Genomic DNA, 17542 nt, shown 5'->3' on the forward strand with positions numbered 1-17542 from the left:
GAATCATTCTTTCTAGTAGTGATTTTAGGGGTTTTTGCCCGTCTGGGAGCAAAGAACCTTGTAAAAAGCCAGATTTGCAGTGGGCGGGAGCTCGCTAAGAGCCAAAATGATCGCTTGCGGGCAAACGCGGCGGGCAATCCTTGAGATTGTGGCCCTAGTGCGGGTGCCGCTCACAATGACTGGGGGTAGGTTCTCGTTTTCCATTTCCTGAACCCCTTGGATAACTTCTTCGCCAAACATGCGGGCCAAAGAGGGTTCAATTAAGCCGTCGGGGGCAATTGCACCAGCACCAATGGATTGCTCAATCAAGCGCTCAAACTCTGGTTGGATGCCAAGAACTTTAAAGTTATTGCCATCACCTAATGAGTCTTGCACGATAGTGCGACGCAAGGCATAACGAATATGCGGCAGAATTTCCAGTGGGTCATTGAGTTTGCCCGCGTATTCACTCGAGACTTCTAAGATGGTGCGCAAGTCTTTGATCGGAACATTTTCTTCTAAGAGTAATTGCAAGATGCGCTGTAATTGCGCAACCGTCACAATTTTAGGGATGACGTCTTCAACGAGCTTTGGATAACTCATCTTGAAGTGATCGAGTAAGTCTTGGGTTTCTTGACGACCCAAAAGCTCTGCAGCATGTTGGTGAATCAGGTGATCTAAGTGCGTAGTGATCACAACTGCTGGCTCAACCACGGTATAACCTTTGGCAATTGCTTCATCGCGTTGACGACGTTCAATCCAAACAGCAGGCATACCAAAGGTAGGATCTTTGACTTCAATGCCGGGAATTTTTTCAGTGCCACTTTGTTGAATGGCAAGCAAGCGATCGGGCAAGCATTGGCCACGACCAATCTCTGCGCCGTAGAGCAACACACGATAGCTTTCAGCAGAAAGTTGCAAGTTATCGCGAATATGCACCGATGGAATTAAAAAACCTACTTGCGTTACAAACTTACGCCGAATCGCTTTGATGCGCTTGATTAAATCACTCTCGTCGCCTTTATCTACCAAGGGAATAAGTCGATAGGCTAGCTCTAAGCAGAGTGGCTCAACAATAGGCACATCCTTCCACTCAAGCTCTTCATTGGTGACAGGTTGCGCTGCTGCAATCTTCGCTTGAGCAGCTTCTTTCTTAATCCGTTGGTGCGTCAGGTAAGCAAGTCCACCAAACATGGCAGCAAAGGCCAAAAAGATAAAGTGGGGCATGCCAGGTAACACACCAAGAATGCCCAGCACGGCAGCGACAACACCGAGTGCATTGCTATTGGCTTCAAACTGCTTGGAAACCTGACCAGAAAAGTCATCTTCAGTGGCAACGCGGGTAACCAAAATACCGGCTGCAGTAGAAATCACCAGAGCCGGAATTTGTGCAACCAGGCCATCACCAATAGTTAAGGATGCAAAGGTAGAAAGTGCTCTGCCAAAGTCCATGCCGTGCTGCAAAACGCCGATCATCAAACCACCAATGAGGTTGATGACCAAAATCATGATGCCGGCCATTGCATCGCCGCGCACAAACTTGGAGGCACCATCCATGGAGCCGAAGAAGTCTGCTTCTTGTGCTACATCAGCGCGGCGCGCTTTAGCTTCATCTTGTTGAATGAGGCCCGCGTTCAAATCAGCGTCAATCGCCATTTGTTTACCGGGCATAGAGTCCAAGGCAAATCTAGCTGAAACTTCAGCTACGCGGCCAGAGCCCTTGGTGATCACCACAAAGTTGATGATGGTGATCACAATAAAGATCACAATACCGACCGCAAAGTTGCCGCCAATTAAGAAAACACCGAAGGCCTCAATCACCTTGCCCGCAGCATCAGTTCCTTTGTAACCATCCAATAAAACAATACGGGTTGAGGCGACGTTCAGTGATAGTCGAAGCAGGGTGGTAAGGAGTAGAACCGTTGGAAAGGCAACAAAGTCTTTAAAGCTTTTGATATTGATCGCCGTAAACAAGACGATGATCGATAGCGCGATATTGAAGGTAAAGAGAACATCTAAAATGACAGCTGGCAGGGGTACCAGCATCATGATTAGAACTAAAAGAACCAGAATCGGGATGGCGCCTTGTGCCGATGGACTCGGCAGCTTGGAGGTGTCAAAACCCAGGATTTTCATGCGTATAGGTCTTTTGCCCGAAAAATGTTTAAAAAGGCTCAAAATACGGATAAGTCACCATATTTAGTGGCCACTCCCTCCAGCAACCCTAAATATACCGGATTTCAGGTCAAAAAACACCAGAAATGGCAAAAATTGCCGATTTTCTAGGCAGTTTTTTCCATAAAGAGGCGGGCTTGTCATTCCTATTTCGGGGAATTTGGGTGGATCCCCACATTTAGATTGCTGTAAGTCTAACCTTGCGCAGCTTGGCTATAGGGCTTTAGTTGAGGATGGATGCTTCTAAGAATTGAATACGGCAAAAAATAATTTAATTTTACAGATCCAAATTTAAGTATTTAGAAAAATATTCAATTAAATCAATTACTTAAATTTTCATTGATGGGTATCTAAGGTGAATATTTGTAGAAATATCTAAACACTTGGCATTTCTGCTCCGTTAAAGAACATACAGGGAGTTGCAATTTAAAAAACCCTAACCTATTAACGAGAAGTAGAAGTATCTGAAGTAATTTTAAGGAGAATCAAATGCCTACCGTAATTAATACCAACCTTGCATCCTTGTTCGCTCAGAACAACCTGTCAAGCGCTCAAAATAACTTGGCAAATTCTGTTCAACGCCTATCTTCTGGTCTGCGTATCAACAGTGCAAAGGATGATGCGGCAGGATTGGCTATTTCCCAAAATATGCAAAGCCAAATTAACGGCACAAATCAGTCTATTCAAAATTTGAGTGATGCTACTAACTTGTTGCAAACAGCTGATAGTTCTTTGGCAACCATTCAGGACATGTTGTTACGCCTCAAGCAATTGGCAACTCAAGGTTATGACGGTTCACTTAACGCAACTCAACGTGCGAATATCGTTCAACAAATGAATGATCTGAATACTGAGATTAACCAAACTTCTGCTCGTACACAATTTAATGGTGTGAGTTTGCTTGGAAATACTACTCAAATCGATAAGGTAAACGCCGGCGTTTATGCTGGACAGTATTTGACTGAGACTGCTGCTGTATTTACTGGTACAACAGTAACTACCACCGCAGTAAGCGCTGTGACAAATGATACGATTGCATCAACATGGTCATTGACTAATGATGATTCAGTTCGCGTAAATCCCGGTAACTACACCTTGACTGCTGTCGGCAATCAATTAACATTGCAGACTACAAGTAATGGTGTGCCTTTGTCTCAAACATTGACTGTTAATGATGCTTATGGCGATACAGGTAAGACAAAAGTAAATTTACAATCACTTAATTTTGATAAGATGGGCGTTACCTTAAACGTCTCTAATACAGTGGCTGCGGGTACGGCTCTAGTATTGGGATCAGCTATTGCCGCTGGTTACAACACTGGTACTTTTGCAATTAGCGGTAATGCTGCAAAAATCACCAATATCACCACAAACGGCACTGCTCCTGGATCGTATACGTTCACCAACGCGAACGTCACAGATACTGTGCTAAAAATGTCTTGGACTGATGCTAATAGCGTTGCTCATACAGACTCTGTTGACTTGGCTGGTTTAAATTTCAATGCCAATACTGATACAACCCTAACTTTTGCTAGCGCGGGTGTGTCGTTCAACATTCACAACTATCAAACTGTTGCCAATAAGTACGATATTGCTAATGAAATCAAGGCGCTCACTGGCCAATCTGGTGCCGGCGCTGGTGTCTTAAAGCTGGTTAATGCTGGAAATTCACAGCTTCAGTTCCAATCCGGTCCAACCAGCAATGCTTATATTTCTATTAATACCTTAAATATGATGACCGGTACATCGGGTCAGTATGCGGGTGCTGCACAAGAAATGCAAACTGTTGGTAACGTAATCTCTGGTACAAACGGTTTAACAACTCTGAACGGAACTACGACTAGTGCAACTTGGCAGTCTACTTTCCAATCTGCCGCAAATGCAATTGATGCAGCGATTGATTATGTTTCCACTCAGAGATCAACCTACGGTTCACAGATGAACAGATTGAGTTTTATTTCTCAGAATTTGTCTTCACAATCGACCAACTTGCAACAGTCTAAGTCTGCTATTACTGATACTGACTTTGCAAAAGAGACGGCGCTATTAACAAAGGGTCAGATTATGCAACAGGCGGCAACAGCAATGTTGGCTCAAGCAAATCAAATGCCAAACGTGATCTTGTCATTATTGAAGTAATATATGGTTGAGTTCATCTAGCCTTGTATCAAGGCTAGATGTTTCTGTTTAAGGAGTAAAAAATGAATTTAGGACCATTGAATGCAAATGTAGTAGCTCCACAGAATGCTGGAGCTACACCTGTTACTGCGAATAGCTCAGCTCCAGCACAATCAAGCCAACTGAGTGATGCCGAGGTAATTTCAAAGGTGGTTTCAACTGAAATAAAACCTTCTAACGTTAATCAGGCCGCCCAACCAACGCAAGAGACCATCCAAAAGACAGCACAGCAATTGGAATCGTTTGTACAGTCTATGGGCCGTGATTTGAGTTTCTCGGTTGATAGCAATACTGGTTACCATGTCGTAAGGGTAACCAACCCGCAAACTGGAGAGGTTGTTCGTCAGTTGCCGTCCAAGGAGCTCTTGGAAATTGCTGAAAGTTTGGGTCATACGGCTAGCGGTCTTGTGAGTCAAAAGGCTTAATACTGAATATGCCAGTAGTTACTGGCATATATTTTGCATGGCTTTGAACTAAATTGATTTTCTAATAGAAGACTATTAATGGCTGTTTCAAGCACAACTAGTACCCAAAACTCTGCGGTGGTTGCTTCTAAAGCACCATCAACCGCTTCTGGTTCAGCGGCTGCTGGGGCAGTTTCGACAAGTAGCATAGACGTAGCGAGTATTGTCGCGCAATTTATGGCGGTCGAAAATCGCCCAATGGACGCTTTAACAGCAAAGATTGCAGCGGTTCAAACTAAGATTAGTGATTTGGGCACCATGAAAAGCAAGGTCGCCGCATTACAAAACGCCCTAACAACTTTTGAAGACCCTAGTACATACAATAATCCAAGCGCGAATACTAGTGATTCAACTGTTGTAACTGCAACGGCTAACTCTAGCGCTTTAATTGGATCCGTGGATGTTTCTGTCACTCAACTAGCATCACAGACTGAGTTGGTAATTACTAAATCTAATTTAGCTAATTTTAGCTCGCCCTCTGATGAGGTTCTAATTGATCCTGTTAACGGCCTATCAGTAACATTGGGTGGAAAAACGTATAACACAAATGACACTACAAACCCCTTAGTTTCTACTGGGGCCAGTGGGGGAACCACTTTAAGTGATGTGAAAAATTGGTTGAATGGGCTTGGTACAAATATCCGAGCTGATGTGCTCCAAACGATTAGCGCTAATGATTTCGTCTTAAAAATTACAGGCACACAAACGGGGTTATCAAATGCTGTCACCGTAGATGTTGGTGCAGCTGGCCAAGGTCTTGTAACAACCGTTGCTTCAGCACAGGATGCTATTGCAACTATAGGTGGCGTAACGGTGCATAGGGCTTCCAATGCGATCAATGATGTAGTAAACGGGGTTACGTTCAATTTGGTTGGGGAGTCGGCAGGAACCTCACATACGATAATCACTATCCAGCCTGGAGCAGATAATTCAAGCGCGATGATTAATACATTGATAACAGCTTATAACGGCGTTATTAGTGAGTACAATAATCTTACTGCGAATGCGCACTCATTAACTGGATCGACAACTACAGACGGTGACTTCGTTAATGACCCGGCAATGCTATCTTTTGTAAATGACATTAAGTCTATGTTTGCATATGGAGCAACTGATACTACAAGCGTTACCATCTCAGGCTATTCAGCCACTTCGAATGATGCAAATATTGATGTCGCAAATGGTTACCTTCAAGTAAATTCCGTTAAATATAACTTTTCAAGCATAAGTCAAGAAAATCCAACGGTAGCTCAGTATATTAGCTGGATTAATGGTTTGGGCGCAGGGGTTTTGGCCAGCTTTGATGGTTCAAAAATTCAAATAATCAATTCACAGTCTGGCGGCACAAACTCAATAGATATATCGGGAGCAAATAATCCGATCAGTAGAAGTAAAGTTAGTTTAGCCGGCATGGGGATGGATATACAGTTAGATGGCACTATTCAATTTAACGTAGCTTCATTTCAAAGTGCTGCATCTAGTAACTTAATGGGCAAATTGTCAAAAGGTCTAAAGGTTGGATTTGCGGGGGGAGGAAGTAGTTTAGATTCGTTTCTGAAGGCCGAAATTGACCCAACATCCGGATGGCTAGTAAAAACGATAGCAAGTCAGCAATCCTCCATAGCTGATATGCAAAAGAAGCAGGCGGATTTGCAAGAGCAATTAAATCGTAAACAAACAAATTATGTGAATCAATACGCTGCATTGAATGCGCTTTTATTTCAATTAAATTCTACAAGCACGTCCTTAGCTAGTGCTTTAGCGGCTGTAACAAACATTAATGCCGGAAAATAAAAAATACTTTTAGGGAAATTATTATGAGTGCGAGAGCAGCAAAAGCGTATGCCAATAATGATGCTCACGGCGGGGTGTTGGATCAAAATCCAGTTGAAATTATCGTCTTAATATTTGAGCGTCTTTTTGATCATCTTAAGCTAGGTAAAATCGCGCTTGAAAAAAAGGACTACGGGATTGATCATTTTACCAAAGCAAATGATTTAATTCAAAAGGGATTGCTTGCATGCTTAGACTACGAGCAAGGTGGCGAAATTGCAAATAATCATGCAGCAATTTATGAATGGTCGCTTAGGGAAATCATTCGAGCAAGAATTGATAATGACCCAACGGTTATTGAAAATGTGATTAACATCCTAGGAACCGTTTGCGAGGGATGGCTTTCATTAACTCAAAAAGAGCCTGTAGGTTATAGCAAAAAATATCAAGCAGGATTATCGGCTAATGTTGCCTAGGTGAATATGCCTCTGAGCAGAGGTATTTCTAGAGTTAGTAAATAGGTCGAGGGGTGAATGGCTATACCAATACCGTCAAACTTACCTCAAATTGCTGGTGTTGACTTTCGTCAAAATGAGTTAGTGACACCACCTAGCGCCCCAAACCTGATTGAAAATATAAATGCGATTGATCCGCGTGTTGCATTAAAGGTGGCGCTACCAGTTGGTGATTTGTCGACGAATTCCTCCTTAATGGATTCAACTCAGAGCTTGAGCGATCCTATGGTAGAAAAGGCAGTTATTTTAGATATCGCAGCCCTAGACCCAAATCAGAATAGTGATTCAATTAGAAATACAGATAACAGTACAGTTTCACAAAGTCTATCAAATATGGACTCACTTGGAAGCGTAGCATTGGGACAATTGCTTTCAGATTTGGTGATAAAAGATGAAGTGGAATCTAAAGCGCCTCAAGTTGATTCGAAAAGTGAAAATCAATTAAAAAATGAAAATATAACGGTAAATTGGCCTGGATCAGCATCCATTGAATCATCGTTACAAATTGGCGATCTTAGAACAAGCTTACAAAGCTTGTACATAAATCTACAAAACTCAGGAATTTTTGCTGCCGAGCAATTAAAAAAATTAGTATTGCCTGCCAATGAGCAGGCTGAGACTCTAAATTCTGACTCAAAAACAACCTCGGACAGGGTGCAATCATTGATGGCCGAATTAAGTGGTGAAAATTCTTCGGTGAAGGATGCAATAAAGCTCCTTTTACGCGGGGAGTTAGTTTGGCAAGGCCAATTATTACCAAATATTTATGCAAAGATACATCGAAGCGACGCATGGGATTCGAATCAAAAGGAGGCGGCTAATTTAGTGAAGGGGAGCAAATTATCATTAGAGCTTAGCTTCCCAAATCTAGGTGCAGTCGAAATTATCGGCACACAATTTGACGAAATTATTGCGATACAAATTAAGTCTCAGGGATCGAGTGAGGGTGTCCTAGCGGAAAATTTCAGTGATTTGCAAAAAAAAATTCACGATGAAATTAGTATTAGCTTATCAAAAAGCACAAGCTAAACGATGTAAAAATGAGTAAACCTGAAAAACAAAAAATATTAAAAGCGGTAGCGCTTAAATATGAGAAAAATAGTATTGCACCCAGAGTTACAGGACAGGGAGAGGGTTTTGTTGCAGAGGCAATTTTGGCTAAGGCGGAAGAGATGGGGATACCAACTCGAGTTGAGCCAGAGTTGGTTGAATTTTTGATGCAGTTAAAGCTAAATGAGATTGTCCCTCCAAGACTATATGCTGCTGTCGCTGAAGTTCTCGCATGGGCCTTTGAGGTTGATAGAAAAATAAATAAATAGTTTTGAGGGTGAGGTAATCAACTTTTTATTTAATGGTTATGCAGGCATGTTGCGTAGATTTTATATAGCCAAATACCTTTAATGTTGTTTATATTTGCATAAAACGGCTATGATTGCATTATATGGAATATGCAAAATCAGGAACTGAGATTTTATATAGCGCTTTGAGGAATAAGCTAAATTCTAGTTATTTCTCGGGCATAAATTTATTTTTAAGCACGCTAGACCCGTCAATATTCAAAGATGACGCTATAAACGTCCTCTGGAATCATCACAATACAGACCAGCCCGCTATTAGTGCATATTCAGAAAAATCAATACTAGAGCAAGTCCAGTTTTTTGTGTATGTATCTAATTGGCAGTATGAAAAATATCGATATAAGTACGATATTCCAGAGGGTAGGTCCATAGTAATAAGAAATGCCGTTGATCTAATTCAGCATAGACCCCGAAATACAAAAAAAATTAAAATAATTTATACATCCACTCCTTGGCGTGGTCTGGATGTCCTTTTAGAGGCATTCTCTTATTTGAATCGAGATGATGTTGAGCTGGATATATATTCATCGACAAAAATTTATGGCTCCGAATTTCATTTGGCAAATGAGGATAAATTCAAACCCCTCTTTGAGCGAGCCAAACAAATGCGAAATGTAAATTATTACGGCTATAAATCAAATGATTTAGTTAGGACCGCATTGCAGGAGGGCCACATATTTGCTTACCCATCAACCTGGGAGGAGACATCGTGCCTAAGTGTTATTGAAGCTGGCATGTCGGGAATGTCTTTGGTTGTTACAAATTTAGGCGCTCTGTATGAAACGGTTGGCTCTTGGGGGAGATATGTTTGCTATGAATCCAACAAAAGAAATTTAGCAATCAAGTTTGCAATAGAATTAAATAATGCCATAAACGAATATTGGTCAAATAAAACGCAAGCAAAACTTGAGCAGCAGCATCAGTATTTCAAAGAATTTTATTCTTGGGATTCGCGATTAGAGGAGTGGAAAAGCTTTCTCTCTTTGGTGAAGGGGAGCGTGCGTTAGTCGCCCTTAAATTTGACCCAACCTTTTATCTCAATGTCTAAATCCCTAAACCAAAAAAAGAAAGTCAAATCAATTGGAAGCTTGGCGAATAAAGCCTATTCTGCTGAGCCAGAGCAACAGGCATTTAATGAGGCGCTTCATTATTTTCATCAAGCTCAATATGCCGGCGCTATTCATTTATTCAAAAGAATTACCGATCAAAATCCAATAAATATCGATGCGCTATATTTGTTAGCGATTTCATTGATGAAGTCAGGAGACAGTCAGGCTGCAATCGGATATTTTATAAGGGCAATTCAATTAAACCCCAATAACTCCCAAATGCTAAATAACTGCGGTGTTTGTTACAAGTTGTGTGGGAAATTAGATGATGCCATTGCTAGTTATAACAAAGCATTGTCAATTGACCCCAGTTATGCGGAGGCTTATAACAATCGAGGAAATGCACTGCAGCAGATTAAAAAATTTGACGAAGCGATTGCTAGTTATAACAAAGCATTGTCAATTGACCCCAGTTATGCGGAGGCTTATAACAATCGAGGAAATGCACTGCAGCAGATTAAAAAATTTGACGAAGCGATTGAAAGTTATGGCAACGCGCTTAAGTTAAATCCTGGCTATGTTAGGGCGCTCAATAATCGAGGTATTGCTTTCAAAGAATTGGGCCTTTTTAATTTGGCGATAGAAAGTTATGAGCAAGCATTGAAATTGGAGCCAAATTATGCAGAGGCTCATAATAATCTTGGGATTGCTTTAAAAGGGCGTGGGTTATTTGATGCTGCGTTATTAAGTTTGAATAAAGCTGTTGAGCTTAACCCTCGCTATGTTGATGCTTTCATCAATAGAGGCATTGTACTTAAGGAGTTGGGTCATTTTGGCATGGCACTAGAGAATCTCAATAGGGCGATAGAGTTAAACCCCAATCAGCCAGAATCATATAACAATAAGGGCAATATTCTCTTGCTTCTTGGGAACTTCGTTGAAGCATCGCAGGTCTATGAAAAGGCGATTCAGATAGACCCTGCCTACATAGATGCGCATATTAATTATGCAATTTCAATGAAGGAGTTAAAAAAGTATGATGTGGCGATAGAGAGCTTTCAAAGAGCGTTTGATTTAAATCCAAGCTACGACTTCATCTTAGGCAGTATTCACCACCTAAAAATGTTAATGTCTAGCTGGGGTGACTATGAAAAATTAACAACCATGCTATTGAAGGGTATTGAGGAAGGGAGGGCAGTAACCTACCCTTTTTCGTTGTTATCTATCTCAGACTCTTTAGATTTGCATAAAAAGGTTTCTGAGATTTACTTTGAAAGAGTATCCCCGAGGATTTACAGATTGGGGCCAATCGCTCCAAGAGAGAGGGGGGGGAAGATAAGGGTCGGATATTTCTCTGCCGATTTTTATTTGCATGCCACTGCATTTTTAATGGCCGAATATTTTGAGTCTTGCAATAAGGACAAATTTGAGATTATTGCCTTTTCCCTGGGGCCTAAACGCGTGGACGCGATGCGTACCAGATTAATGAACTCTTTTGATCAGTTCATTGATGTGAATAATTATTCCGATGAGAAGGTGGCTCAATTAAGTCGAGATATGGGGATTGATATTGCGGTAGATTTAAAGGGATACACAAAAGAGTCTCGGGTGGGTATATTTGCTCATCGCGCAGCGCCAATCCAGATAAGTTATATTGGCTACCCAGGCACTATGGGGACAAAATGCATTGACTATATGGTTGCCGACCCTATTACCGTGCCACCAATCAGCCAAAGCTTTTATTCCGAAAAAATTATTTATTTACCAAGCTCCTATCAGGTTAATGACTCTAAAAGATTGATTTCCGACAGACGGTTTACTCGTGAGGAGTTAGGATTGCCAGTGTCGGGTTTTGTGTATGCATGCTTCAATAATAGTTACAAAATATTGCCTGCTACTTTTAGGGTGTGGATGTCAATTTTAGGAGCTGTTGAAGAGAGCGTCTTATGGCTTCTTGATGACAATCAATGGGCAGTCGAGAATCTAAGGCGCGAAGCTAAACTTCTTGGGATAGACCCTTCTCGTTTAATATTCGCCCCTCGAATGTCGCTTGAAGACCATTTGGCTAGACACATCCATGCAAATTTATTTTTAGACACTTGGCCATACAATGCCCATACGACAGCAAGTGATGCATTGTGGGCTTGCCTCCCAGTACTCACTTATGCGGGCGAGTCATTTCCCAGTAGGGTTGGGGCGAGCCTATTGAATTCTCTGGGATTGAATCGGTTAATAACAACCTCAGTTGATGCTTACAAGGCGCTAGCAATAGATTTGGCTAAAAATCCGATTGAGTTAAATGAAATCCGAAAAGAACTCGAGCGAAGTCGCTCTTCTAGCCCTCTTTTTGATGGCCGACTTTTTTGCCGGCATTTGGAGAGTGGATTTATGCAGGCTATGGATAGATACTATCTCGGTTTGGATCCAGATCACATATTTATTAATGACTCATTGCATTAGAGGAATGGCCTTATCGCAGTATTTGCACCAAAGTATTGATATTTAACATCCTCTCTCGCGAATATAATATCAACCTGAAGTAATGTATTTTCCATGCGGTGTACTTCAAGAATATCAACCGGTATAAACCTATTTTTTTTAAAAAAATCTAGATACTGGTCTATGCCTGGCGCACCAAGATTGTATGTCACTATTGGGCACTCAATTAAAACGAGGTCAACCTGATTTAAGTAGCTGAATCCATGCAGAATATCTAACTCAGATCCTTGGGTATCTAGTTTTATAAAATTGGGTATTGGGATTGAATGAGAAGATATTAGTTCATCTAGCGTGAAGCAGGGCAATTCAATTGCACCTTGCGCATCATAAAATTTAGTCGTCTCTTTATAGTAACTATCGCCAGTATTTGTACCGTTGTAAAAACTTATTTTGTTTCTTCCTGGATTGCTGAGTGCTACATTAAAATTTTTATAGCCTGTCTCAATTAATGCCTTGGAATAGGCTGGATTTGCCTCGAATAATACTAGCTCTGTACCTCTAAAATTTTTGGCAATTTCTCTACTCCAGTTGCCAGTGCAAGCCCCAACATCGTAGACCGTATTTAGTCTAAATCCGAGCCCCACCATGTGTCTCAAAAAATTCAGTAGGGGTTGCATATTTTTCCTAATATTAGAATGATTTTTTATTCAAATTACTTCTTTATTTTAATACTTGGTCAGATGTTATTATCGAGTTGATAGCTATAAATTTGTGCTTAAATAAGAGATTCAACTCTGCACTAATATGGTTTTTGGTAAATATCTTATATGTCTAAACCCTACTCGAATTCATTGTTTTGCCAGGGTATTAAATTGGCGACCAAAGTTTAAGATGGATAATTTAAAAATAGCAGAAGCAAGTGAGTTAAACCGTAAGGCAACAATTGCCTTGCAAAATGGAAGTATTGAGGAGGCTATTAAGGGCTTTGAGATGGCAATCGAGCTCGACCCTAATTTTTCTCAACCGTATTCAAATTTATGCATTGCATTTAGACAAAGTGGTGAGTTCGAGAAAGCACTGAAGTGTATAACTCAAGCAATCAGCATGGATCCAGCGAATGAGGTGGCGCATTCAAATATGGGGGTTATTCTTGCTGATTTGGGGAGGATTGAGGAGGCTGTTGCATCTCAATCAAGAGCTATAGATTTACAGCCAAACTTTCTAGAGCCTTACTTTAACAGGGCAAATTTACGTGTGCTTCAGCAGAGGCTAAATGAGGCAATCGCCGATTTTGATTCGGCGCTTTTACTTAAGCCCAGCTATTATCAGGCAAAGTGGAATCGTGCGCTTGCCCTATTATTGACTGGCGATTTGCAAAATGGATTCGAGGCGTTTGAATCGCGCTGGGAGATCCCTGCTTTTTGTAGTGAAGAAAAGTTTGCGCAACCCATGTGGCTTGGCAAGGAGCCCATCTTTGGGAAAGTAATATTTCTTCATAGCGAACAAGGCCTTGGAGATACTTTGCAGTTTTGTCGTTATGCCAGCATGATCAAGTTCATGGGCGCGAAAAAGGTAATATTAGGGGTTGAAAAGCCACTCAAGAAATTAATGCAGTCTTTGGATGGTGTGGATCAGGTTATTACGCGTGGAGACCCATTGCCAAGTTTCGATTTTCATACGCCTATGATGAGTTTGCCGCTGGCTTTTGGCACTAGTTTGGATACCGTTCCAGCAAAATTATCCTATTTAACTGCTGATCCCGAGAAGGTTAAATATTGGTCAGACAAATTGGGTGCGCAAAAAATGCTTCGGGTCGGATTGGTATGGTCTGGCGGTTTTAGGCCTGGCCAACCAGAGCTGTGGGAGATTAATCGACGTCGTAATGTCCCGCTTGAATATCTTGCCCCACTAAAAATAGAGGGTATTGAGTTTGTGAGCCTGCAAAAAGGTGCTGATCCAGAGGCAGATCTTGAAGAGTTAATTCAGCAGAGGTGGAATGGTCCTGAGATGAAGAATTATGTCGGTGAGTTTGAAGATTTTTCAGACACCGCCGCTTTGATTGCCAATCTTGATTTGGTGATTTCCGTTGATACTTCGACGGCGCATTTGGCTGCTGCATTAGGTAAGCCTGTATGGCTGCTCAATCGCTATGATAGTTGTTGGCGCTGGCTTTTGGATAGAAGTGATTCACCATGGTATCCAACATTAAAGCTATACCGTCAACCCAAAATGGGTGATTGGGATTCAGTCGTCGAGAGCGTAAGACAGGATCTTCTTGAGGTAACTGCTCCGCTAAGAATTTAAGTTTGTTGCTAAGATTATGAGCCTAGGGATTCGCCAGGCTTGAGGTCAATGAAAATAATAAGATCTAATCTTAGTCACTTTATTGATAAGTTGCTGAACAGTCCATAGCTTAAATTAATGAGCAGTGACCAGCTTACTTAAACCTGCAGATTGGTTACTTCCTTATAAGCATCAACCAATCGATTGCGTACTGCAATCATGCCTTGTAAAGAAAGATTGGCTTTTTGTAGCGAGACAATCACATCTTCCAGGGAGGTATCAGAAGCGCCAGTAGAAAACGATTGCGCTTTCGCCTGAGCGCTGTTTTGAGCAATATTTACATTCTCAATGGCGTTTTTCAGAACAGCAGAAAAGTCAACGCCATTAGCAGCTTGGTTATCGCTAGCTACAGGCTTACCGCTGGCTGCAGCGGCTAGAGCCTGCATCCGGGTAATCATGGAATCAACGTTACTTGTACTCATGGGTGTAATTATCTATCAAAAACAGTCAAATCACTTATTCATTTAAAAAACCAGCATCTTTATAGGATTTGAGCTTATAGCGCAGGGCTCTTGCTGAAATGCCTAATATCTCTACGGCTTTTGTTCTGTTTCCATTTACTTCGGCCAAAATCTTGAGAATATGCTCGCGCTCTATGGACTCAATATCCTGGCTTTCACTCTTATTTAATGCAATTTCTGTGCCATTTTTCCCATTTTTGGGGCTCAAATTCGGGTTTTCTGTTGCCTCAGGGGGAATGGCAGCCTGATCTTGTGAGTGGCTAGGTTGATAGGCTTGGGAGCTGTCTAGCTCAAGGTCTTGTGCGGAGATCTGGTCTCCATCGGCAAGCAATACTGCGCGCTGAATAATATTTTCTAGCTCTCGTACATTGCCTGGCCAGGAGTATTGTTGCAACAACGCTTTGGCTGGACCGCTTAAAGTTAAAGAATCTCTCCCGATATTTACGCTGTAGCGCTTGAGAAAGAATTCGGCCAAAGGAATGATGTCCAGAGGGCGCTTACGAAGTTCCGGGACATGGATCGGGAAAACATTTAAACGAAAGTACAAATCCTCCCTAAATTTTCCAGCTTTAACTTGATCTTGTAGGTTGAGGTTAGTTGCCGCAATAATGCGTACATCCGCTTGAATCGAATCTGTTGAGCCAATGCGCTCAACCTTCTTGTCTTGCAAAACTCTAAGCAATTTAGTTTGTAGGGCTGCGGGCATCTCACCAATTTCATCTAAAAATAATGTGCCCTTGTTGGCTTGCTCAAATTTGCCTGCTTGTGCTTTAGTTGCGCCAGTAAATGATCCTTTTTCATGACCAAATAAAATCGATTCGAGAAGGGTATCCGGAATCGCCGCACAATTAATGGCAATGTAGGGGCCATTTGCTCGCTTCGATGTCTTGTGAATATGGTTTGCCACAACTTCTTTACCAGCGCCCGATTCGCCTGTGACCAAAACACTAGTATCGGTTGCTGCGACTCTTTCGCAGCGAGAAAAAATGGCCACGGTTTGTGGATCAACAGCGATGACGTTGTGGTCGGCAGATCGAATTTCAGAACCGATAACTTCAGTCCTTTTGGTTTCTGTTGTATTGGTATTTGCTGTGCCATCTGAATTGCTGGCGTCGATTGAATTGTTGGCGGTGCCATCATCAACACCATTAGGTGCGCGATAGCGGGAAATAATTTCAATCAATTGCTGGGGCACAAAAGGTTTGATCAAGAAGTCACGTGCACCTGCTTTGAGGGCTTCAACAGCAAGCTTGGCATCAGCAAATGCAGTCATGATCACTACTGGTAAGTCTGGACATTCTTTCTGTGCAATCTTGAGTAGATCAATGCCTGTCATGCCTGGCAGCTTGTAGTCAGTTACCAATACAGTTTTGAGATCAGGGCGGAGTAGTGGCACCACAGTCTCGGCGCGCTGATGCGTGACAAAGTCAATACCCTTCATGCGAAGTGTTACTGCAATGGCTTCTCTAAGGTCTTCATCATCCTCAACGAGAATGACGGGGAAGCGTTCATTTAAAAGCTCAGTCATAATTTATTCAGCTGTAATTGGTAGGGTAATTTTAAAAATGGCGCCATGAGAAGAGTTCTCGACGCTGATCGATCCACGGTGCGCCTCGATCGTATTTTTGGCAATCGATAAACCAAGACCAGTGCCGTTCGCACTAGTTGTAGAAAAAGGCTCAAATAAAGAGTCAATAATGGTTGATGCAATACCGGGGCCCTGATCTTCGATTGTGATCATCAATTTTTTTGTATCAACTCGTGCCTGTAATGTCACTTTGTCTTTTGGTTTGGAGACGCTTAATGCATTTTCTAGAATGGCCACTAAAGCATTGGGTATCGATTTAGGCTCAACCAATAGCATGTTTGATGCGGGAATATTGCTTTGCACGATTAATTCAACATCATTGCTTTCAAATAAAGCTTGAATACTGGCTTGTGCCTCATCAATAATTTGTTGTGCTTTGACCAGAATGGTTTTAGTGGGGCGATTCGAGATAAAGCGCAGCATGTCTTGCGAGAGTTTTTCAAGATCGAGCAATTGCTTGCGAAGACGATTGGCAAATTCTTTGGACATATCTGGCGTAAGGCTGTCATCGCATAGGTGAGACGAGTACAGTAGGGCCGTTGCTAAAGGCGTACGAAATTGATGCGCAATACCTGCCGCCATTTTTCCCATGGCTGTAAGACGATTTTCTCTTTGGGTTTCTTGATGTAAAGCAATATTTGCGGTGATATCTTGAATTTGAATAAAGCTGCGGCTACCTTCATCAATGCGAATCACTTGCACCGTTTTTTGGGGTTTCGAGTTGGCTGAATCCTGGGTGCTGATTAGGTATTCCCCGGGAGCAATCGATGCTTGCCAGTCTCTCGGTATTTCAAAGGACTGACCTGCGCTAAGGCCGGGCAAGAAGTGCAGTACTGCTGGGTTGTGCAATAGGACAATATTGTTTTCGAGCAGGATTACGCCAGCGGGGATGGCATTCATCAGAATGCCTAGGCGCTGATTGGACTTTTGTAGCTCATCGCTCAGCTGATCAATCTTGCCCTGCAAGGCGATTTGTTGAGTCTCTAGTTTTTGGGATTCAGCATAGAAAATTGCAAATGCCTCTTCCAGGCCCTTTGCATCTAGGCTAGGGCTTGAGCTTTGCGAGCTTGAGGGTATGGTGGTTTCAGGCTTGGTCAATGAGTGAGGGGTGTTTTATGCTTGACTAGGGGGTGGCAAATTTTGCCTCTTTTTTCATAATATGGGCATAGGATATCAATATTTAGAGAAAATAGGCAAAAAGGTTCTATATTTAGTGCTAT

15 protein-coding genes are annotated in these 17542 nt (G+C 42.0%); 9 read left to right on the top strand and 6 right to left on the bottom strand.

The window, feature by feature from the left end; translation table 11 throughout:
* Window positions 1-24: 24 nt before the first annotated feature.
* On the bottom strand, window positions 25-2115 hold the full coding sequence (gene flhA / locus IC571_RS03005) for a flagellar biosynthesis protein FlhA (protein WP_215317353.1): 2091 nt from the start codon (window positions 2113-2115) through the stop codon (window positions 25-27).
* Window positions 2116-2643: 528 nt separating this feature from the next.
* Here flhA and IC571_RS03010 point away from each other — a divergent pair.
* Together IC571_RS03010 and IC571_RS03015 are read left to right on the top strand one after the other, a co-directional pair.
* Complete coding sequence (locus IC571_RS03010) at window positions 2644-4293, top strand: flagellin (protein WP_215317354.1); 1650 nt, start codon at window positions 2644-2646, stop codon at window positions 4291-4293.
* A gap of 62 nt (window positions 4294-4355) precedes the next feature.
* The gene (locus IC571_RS03015) at window positions 4356-4757 is read left to right on the top strand and encodes a flagellar protein FlaG (RefSeq protein ID WP_215317355.1); all 402 of its coding nucleotides are present in this window, start codon (window positions 4356-4358) and stop codon (window positions 4755-4757) included.
* On the opposite strand, the gene IC571_RS03020 is transcribed toward IC571_RS03015, so the two are convergent.
* Entirely contained in the window at window positions 4754-4945 is a 192-nt protein-coding gene (locus IC571_RS03020) for a hypothetical protein (RefSeq protein WP_215317356.1), read from the bottom strand. The two genes, IC571_RS03015 and IC571_RS03020, sit on opposite strands and share 4 nt — an antisense overlap.
* 28 nt (window positions 4946-4973) lie before the next feature.
* Between IC571_RS03020 and fliD the strand changes: the two genes are divergently transcribed.
* From fliD to IC571_RS03050, 6 genes are all read left to right on the top strand, one after another.
* Complete coding sequence (fliD, locus tag IC571_RS03025) at window positions 4974-6590, top strand: flagellar filament capping protein FliD (RefSeq protein ID WP_215317357.1); 1617 nt, start codon at window positions 4974-4976, stop codon at window positions 6588-6590.
* Window positions 6591-6613: 23 nt separating this feature from the next.
* A complete protein-coding gene (gene fliS, locus IC571_RS03030) occupies window positions 6614-7045 on the top strand; it encodes a flagellar export chaperone FliS (RefSeq protein ID WP_215317358.1) in 432 nt (143 codons plus the stop codon).
* Window positions 7046-7102: 57 nt separating this feature from the next.
* Window positions 7103-8113, top strand: coding sequence for a hypothetical protein (locus IC571_RS03035; protein ID WP_215317359.1), 1011 nt, complete (start codon window positions 7103-7105; stop codon window positions 8111-8113).
* 11 nt (window positions 8114-8124) lie between these two features.
* Complete coding sequence (locus tag IC571_RS03040) at window positions 8125-8403, top strand: EscU/YscU/HrcU family type III secretion system export apparatus switch protein (RefSeq protein ID WP_215317360.1); 279 nt, start codon at window positions 8125-8127, stop codon at window positions 8401-8403.
* Window positions 8404-8525: 122 nt separating this feature from the next.
* Window positions 8526-9449 (top strand): glycosyltransferase family 4 protein, encoded by a 924-nt coding sequence (locus IC571_RS03045; protein ID WP_215317361.1) that lies wholly within the window; start codon window positions 8526-8528, stop codon window positions 9447-9449.
* Window positions 9450-9482: 33 nt separating this feature from the next.
* Window positions 9483-11951, top strand: coding sequence for a tetratricopeptide repeat protein (locus IC571_RS03050; protein ID WP_215317362.1), 2469 nt, complete (start codon window positions 9483-9485; stop codon window positions 11949-11951).
* Here the strand turns inward: IC571_RS03050 and IC571_RS03055 are convergent.
* Complete coding sequence (locus IC571_RS03055) at window positions 11948-12607, bottom strand: FkbM family methyltransferase (RefSeq protein ID WP_215317363.1); 660 nt, start codon at window positions 12605-12607, stop codon at window positions 11948-11950. The genes IC571_RS03050 and IC571_RS03055 overlap by 4 nt on opposite strands.
* A gap of 214 nt (window positions 12608-12821) precedes the next feature.
* Between IC571_RS03055 and IC571_RS03060 the strand changes: the two genes are divergently transcribed.
* The gene (locus IC571_RS03060; protein ID WP_215317364.1) at window positions 12822-14234 is read left to right on the top strand and encodes a tetratricopeptide repeat protein; all 1413 of its coding nucleotides are present in this window, start codon (window positions 12822-12824) and stop codon (window positions 14232-14234) included.
* Window positions 14235-14371: 137 nt separating this feature from the next.
* Here the strand turns inward: IC571_RS03060 and fliE are convergent, their stop codons facing one another.
* Genes fliE through IC571_RS03075 form a run of 3 tightly spaced genes read right to left on the bottom strand, consistent with a single transcriptional unit; the run spans window position 14372 to window position 17420 of the window.
* Entirely contained in the window at window positions 14372-14695 is a 324-nt protein-coding gene (fliE, locus tag IC571_RS03065; RefSeq protein ID WP_215317365.1) for a flagellar hook-basal body complex protein FliE, read from the bottom strand.
* 34 nt (window positions 14696-14729) lie between these two features.
* Window positions 14730-16262 (bottom strand): sigma-54 dependent transcriptional regulator, encoded by a 1533-nt coding sequence (locus tag IC571_RS03070; protein ID WP_215317366.1) that lies wholly within the window; start codon window positions 16260-16262, stop codon window positions 14730-14732.
* Between the two features lie 3 nt (window positions 16263-16265).
* Window positions 16266-17420 (bottom strand): PAS domain-containing sensor histidine kinase, encoded by a 1155-nt coding sequence (locus IC571_RS03075; protein ID WP_215317367.1) that lies wholly within the window; start codon window positions 17418-17420, stop codon window positions 16266-16268.
* Window positions 17421-17542: the final 122 nt, after the last annotated feature.

Origin of the sequence: Polynucleobacter sp. MWH-UH2A (assembly GCF_018687195.1) — a bacterium.
Lineage (GTDB): Bacteria > Pseudomonadota > Gammaproteobacteria > Burkholderiales > Burkholderiaceae > Polynucleobacter.

What these genes read in the sequence shown, in the direction of transcription:
- IC571_RS03060 (WP_215317364.1), top strand. Translation starts at nt 12,822, where the DNA reads ATGGATAATTTAAAAATAGCAGAAGCAAGTGAGTTAAACCGTAAGGCA.
- IC571_RS03040 (WP_215317360.1), top strand. Translation starts at nt 8,125, where the DNA reads ATGAGTAAACCTGAAAAACAAAAAATATTAAAAGCGGTAGCGCTTAAA.
- IC571_RS03010 (WP_215317354.1), top strand. Translation starts at nt 2,644, where the DNA reads ATGCCTACCGTAATTAATACCAACCTTGCATCCTTGTTCGCTCAGAAC.
- fliD (WP_215317357.1), top strand. Translation starts at nt 4,974, where the DNA reads ATGGCGGTCGAAAATCGCCCAATGGACGCTTTAACAGCAAAGATTGCA.
- IC571_RS03015 (WP_215317355.1), top strand. Translation starts at nt 4,356, where the DNA reads ATGAATTTAGGACCATTGAATGCAAATGTAGTAGCTCCACAGAATGCT.
- IC571_RS03070 (WP_215317366.1), bottom strand. Translation starts at nt 16,262, where the DNA reads ATGACTGAGCTTTTAAATGAACGCTTCCCCGTCATTCTCGTTGAGGAT.
- IC571_RS03020 (WP_215317356.1), bottom strand. Translation starts at nt 4,945, where the DNA reads ATGCTACTTGTCGAAACTGCCCCAGCAGCCGCTGAACCAGAAGCGGTT.
- IC571_RS03045 (WP_215317361.1), top strand. Translation starts at nt 8,526, where the DNA reads ATGGAATATGCAAAATCAGGAACTGAGATTTTATATAGCGCTTTGAGG.
- IC571_RS03050 (WP_215317362.1), top strand. Translation starts at nt 9,483, where the DNA reads ATGTCTAAATCCCTAAACCAAAAAAAGAAAGTCAAATCAATTGGAAGC.
- fliE (WP_215317365.1), bottom strand. Translation starts at nt 14,695, where the DNA reads ATGAGTACAAGTAACGTTGATTCCATGATTACCCGGATGCAGGCTCTA.
- IC571_RS03055 (WP_215317363.1), bottom strand. Translation starts at nt 12,607, where the DNA reads ATGCAACCCCTACTGAATTTTTTGAGACACATGGTGGGGCTCGGATTT.
- IC571_RS03035 (WP_215317359.1), top strand. Translation starts at nt 7,103, where the DNA reads ATGGCTATACCAATACCGTCAAACTTACCTCAAATTGCTGGTGTTGAC.
- fliS (WP_215317358.1), top strand. Translation starts at nt 6,614, where the DNA reads ATGAGTGCGAGAGCAGCAAAAGCGTATGCCAATAATGATGCTCACGGC.
- flhA (WP_215317353.1), bottom strand. Translation starts at nt 2,115, where the DNA reads ATGAAAATCCTGGGTTTTGACACCTCCAAGCTGCCGAGTCCATCGGCA.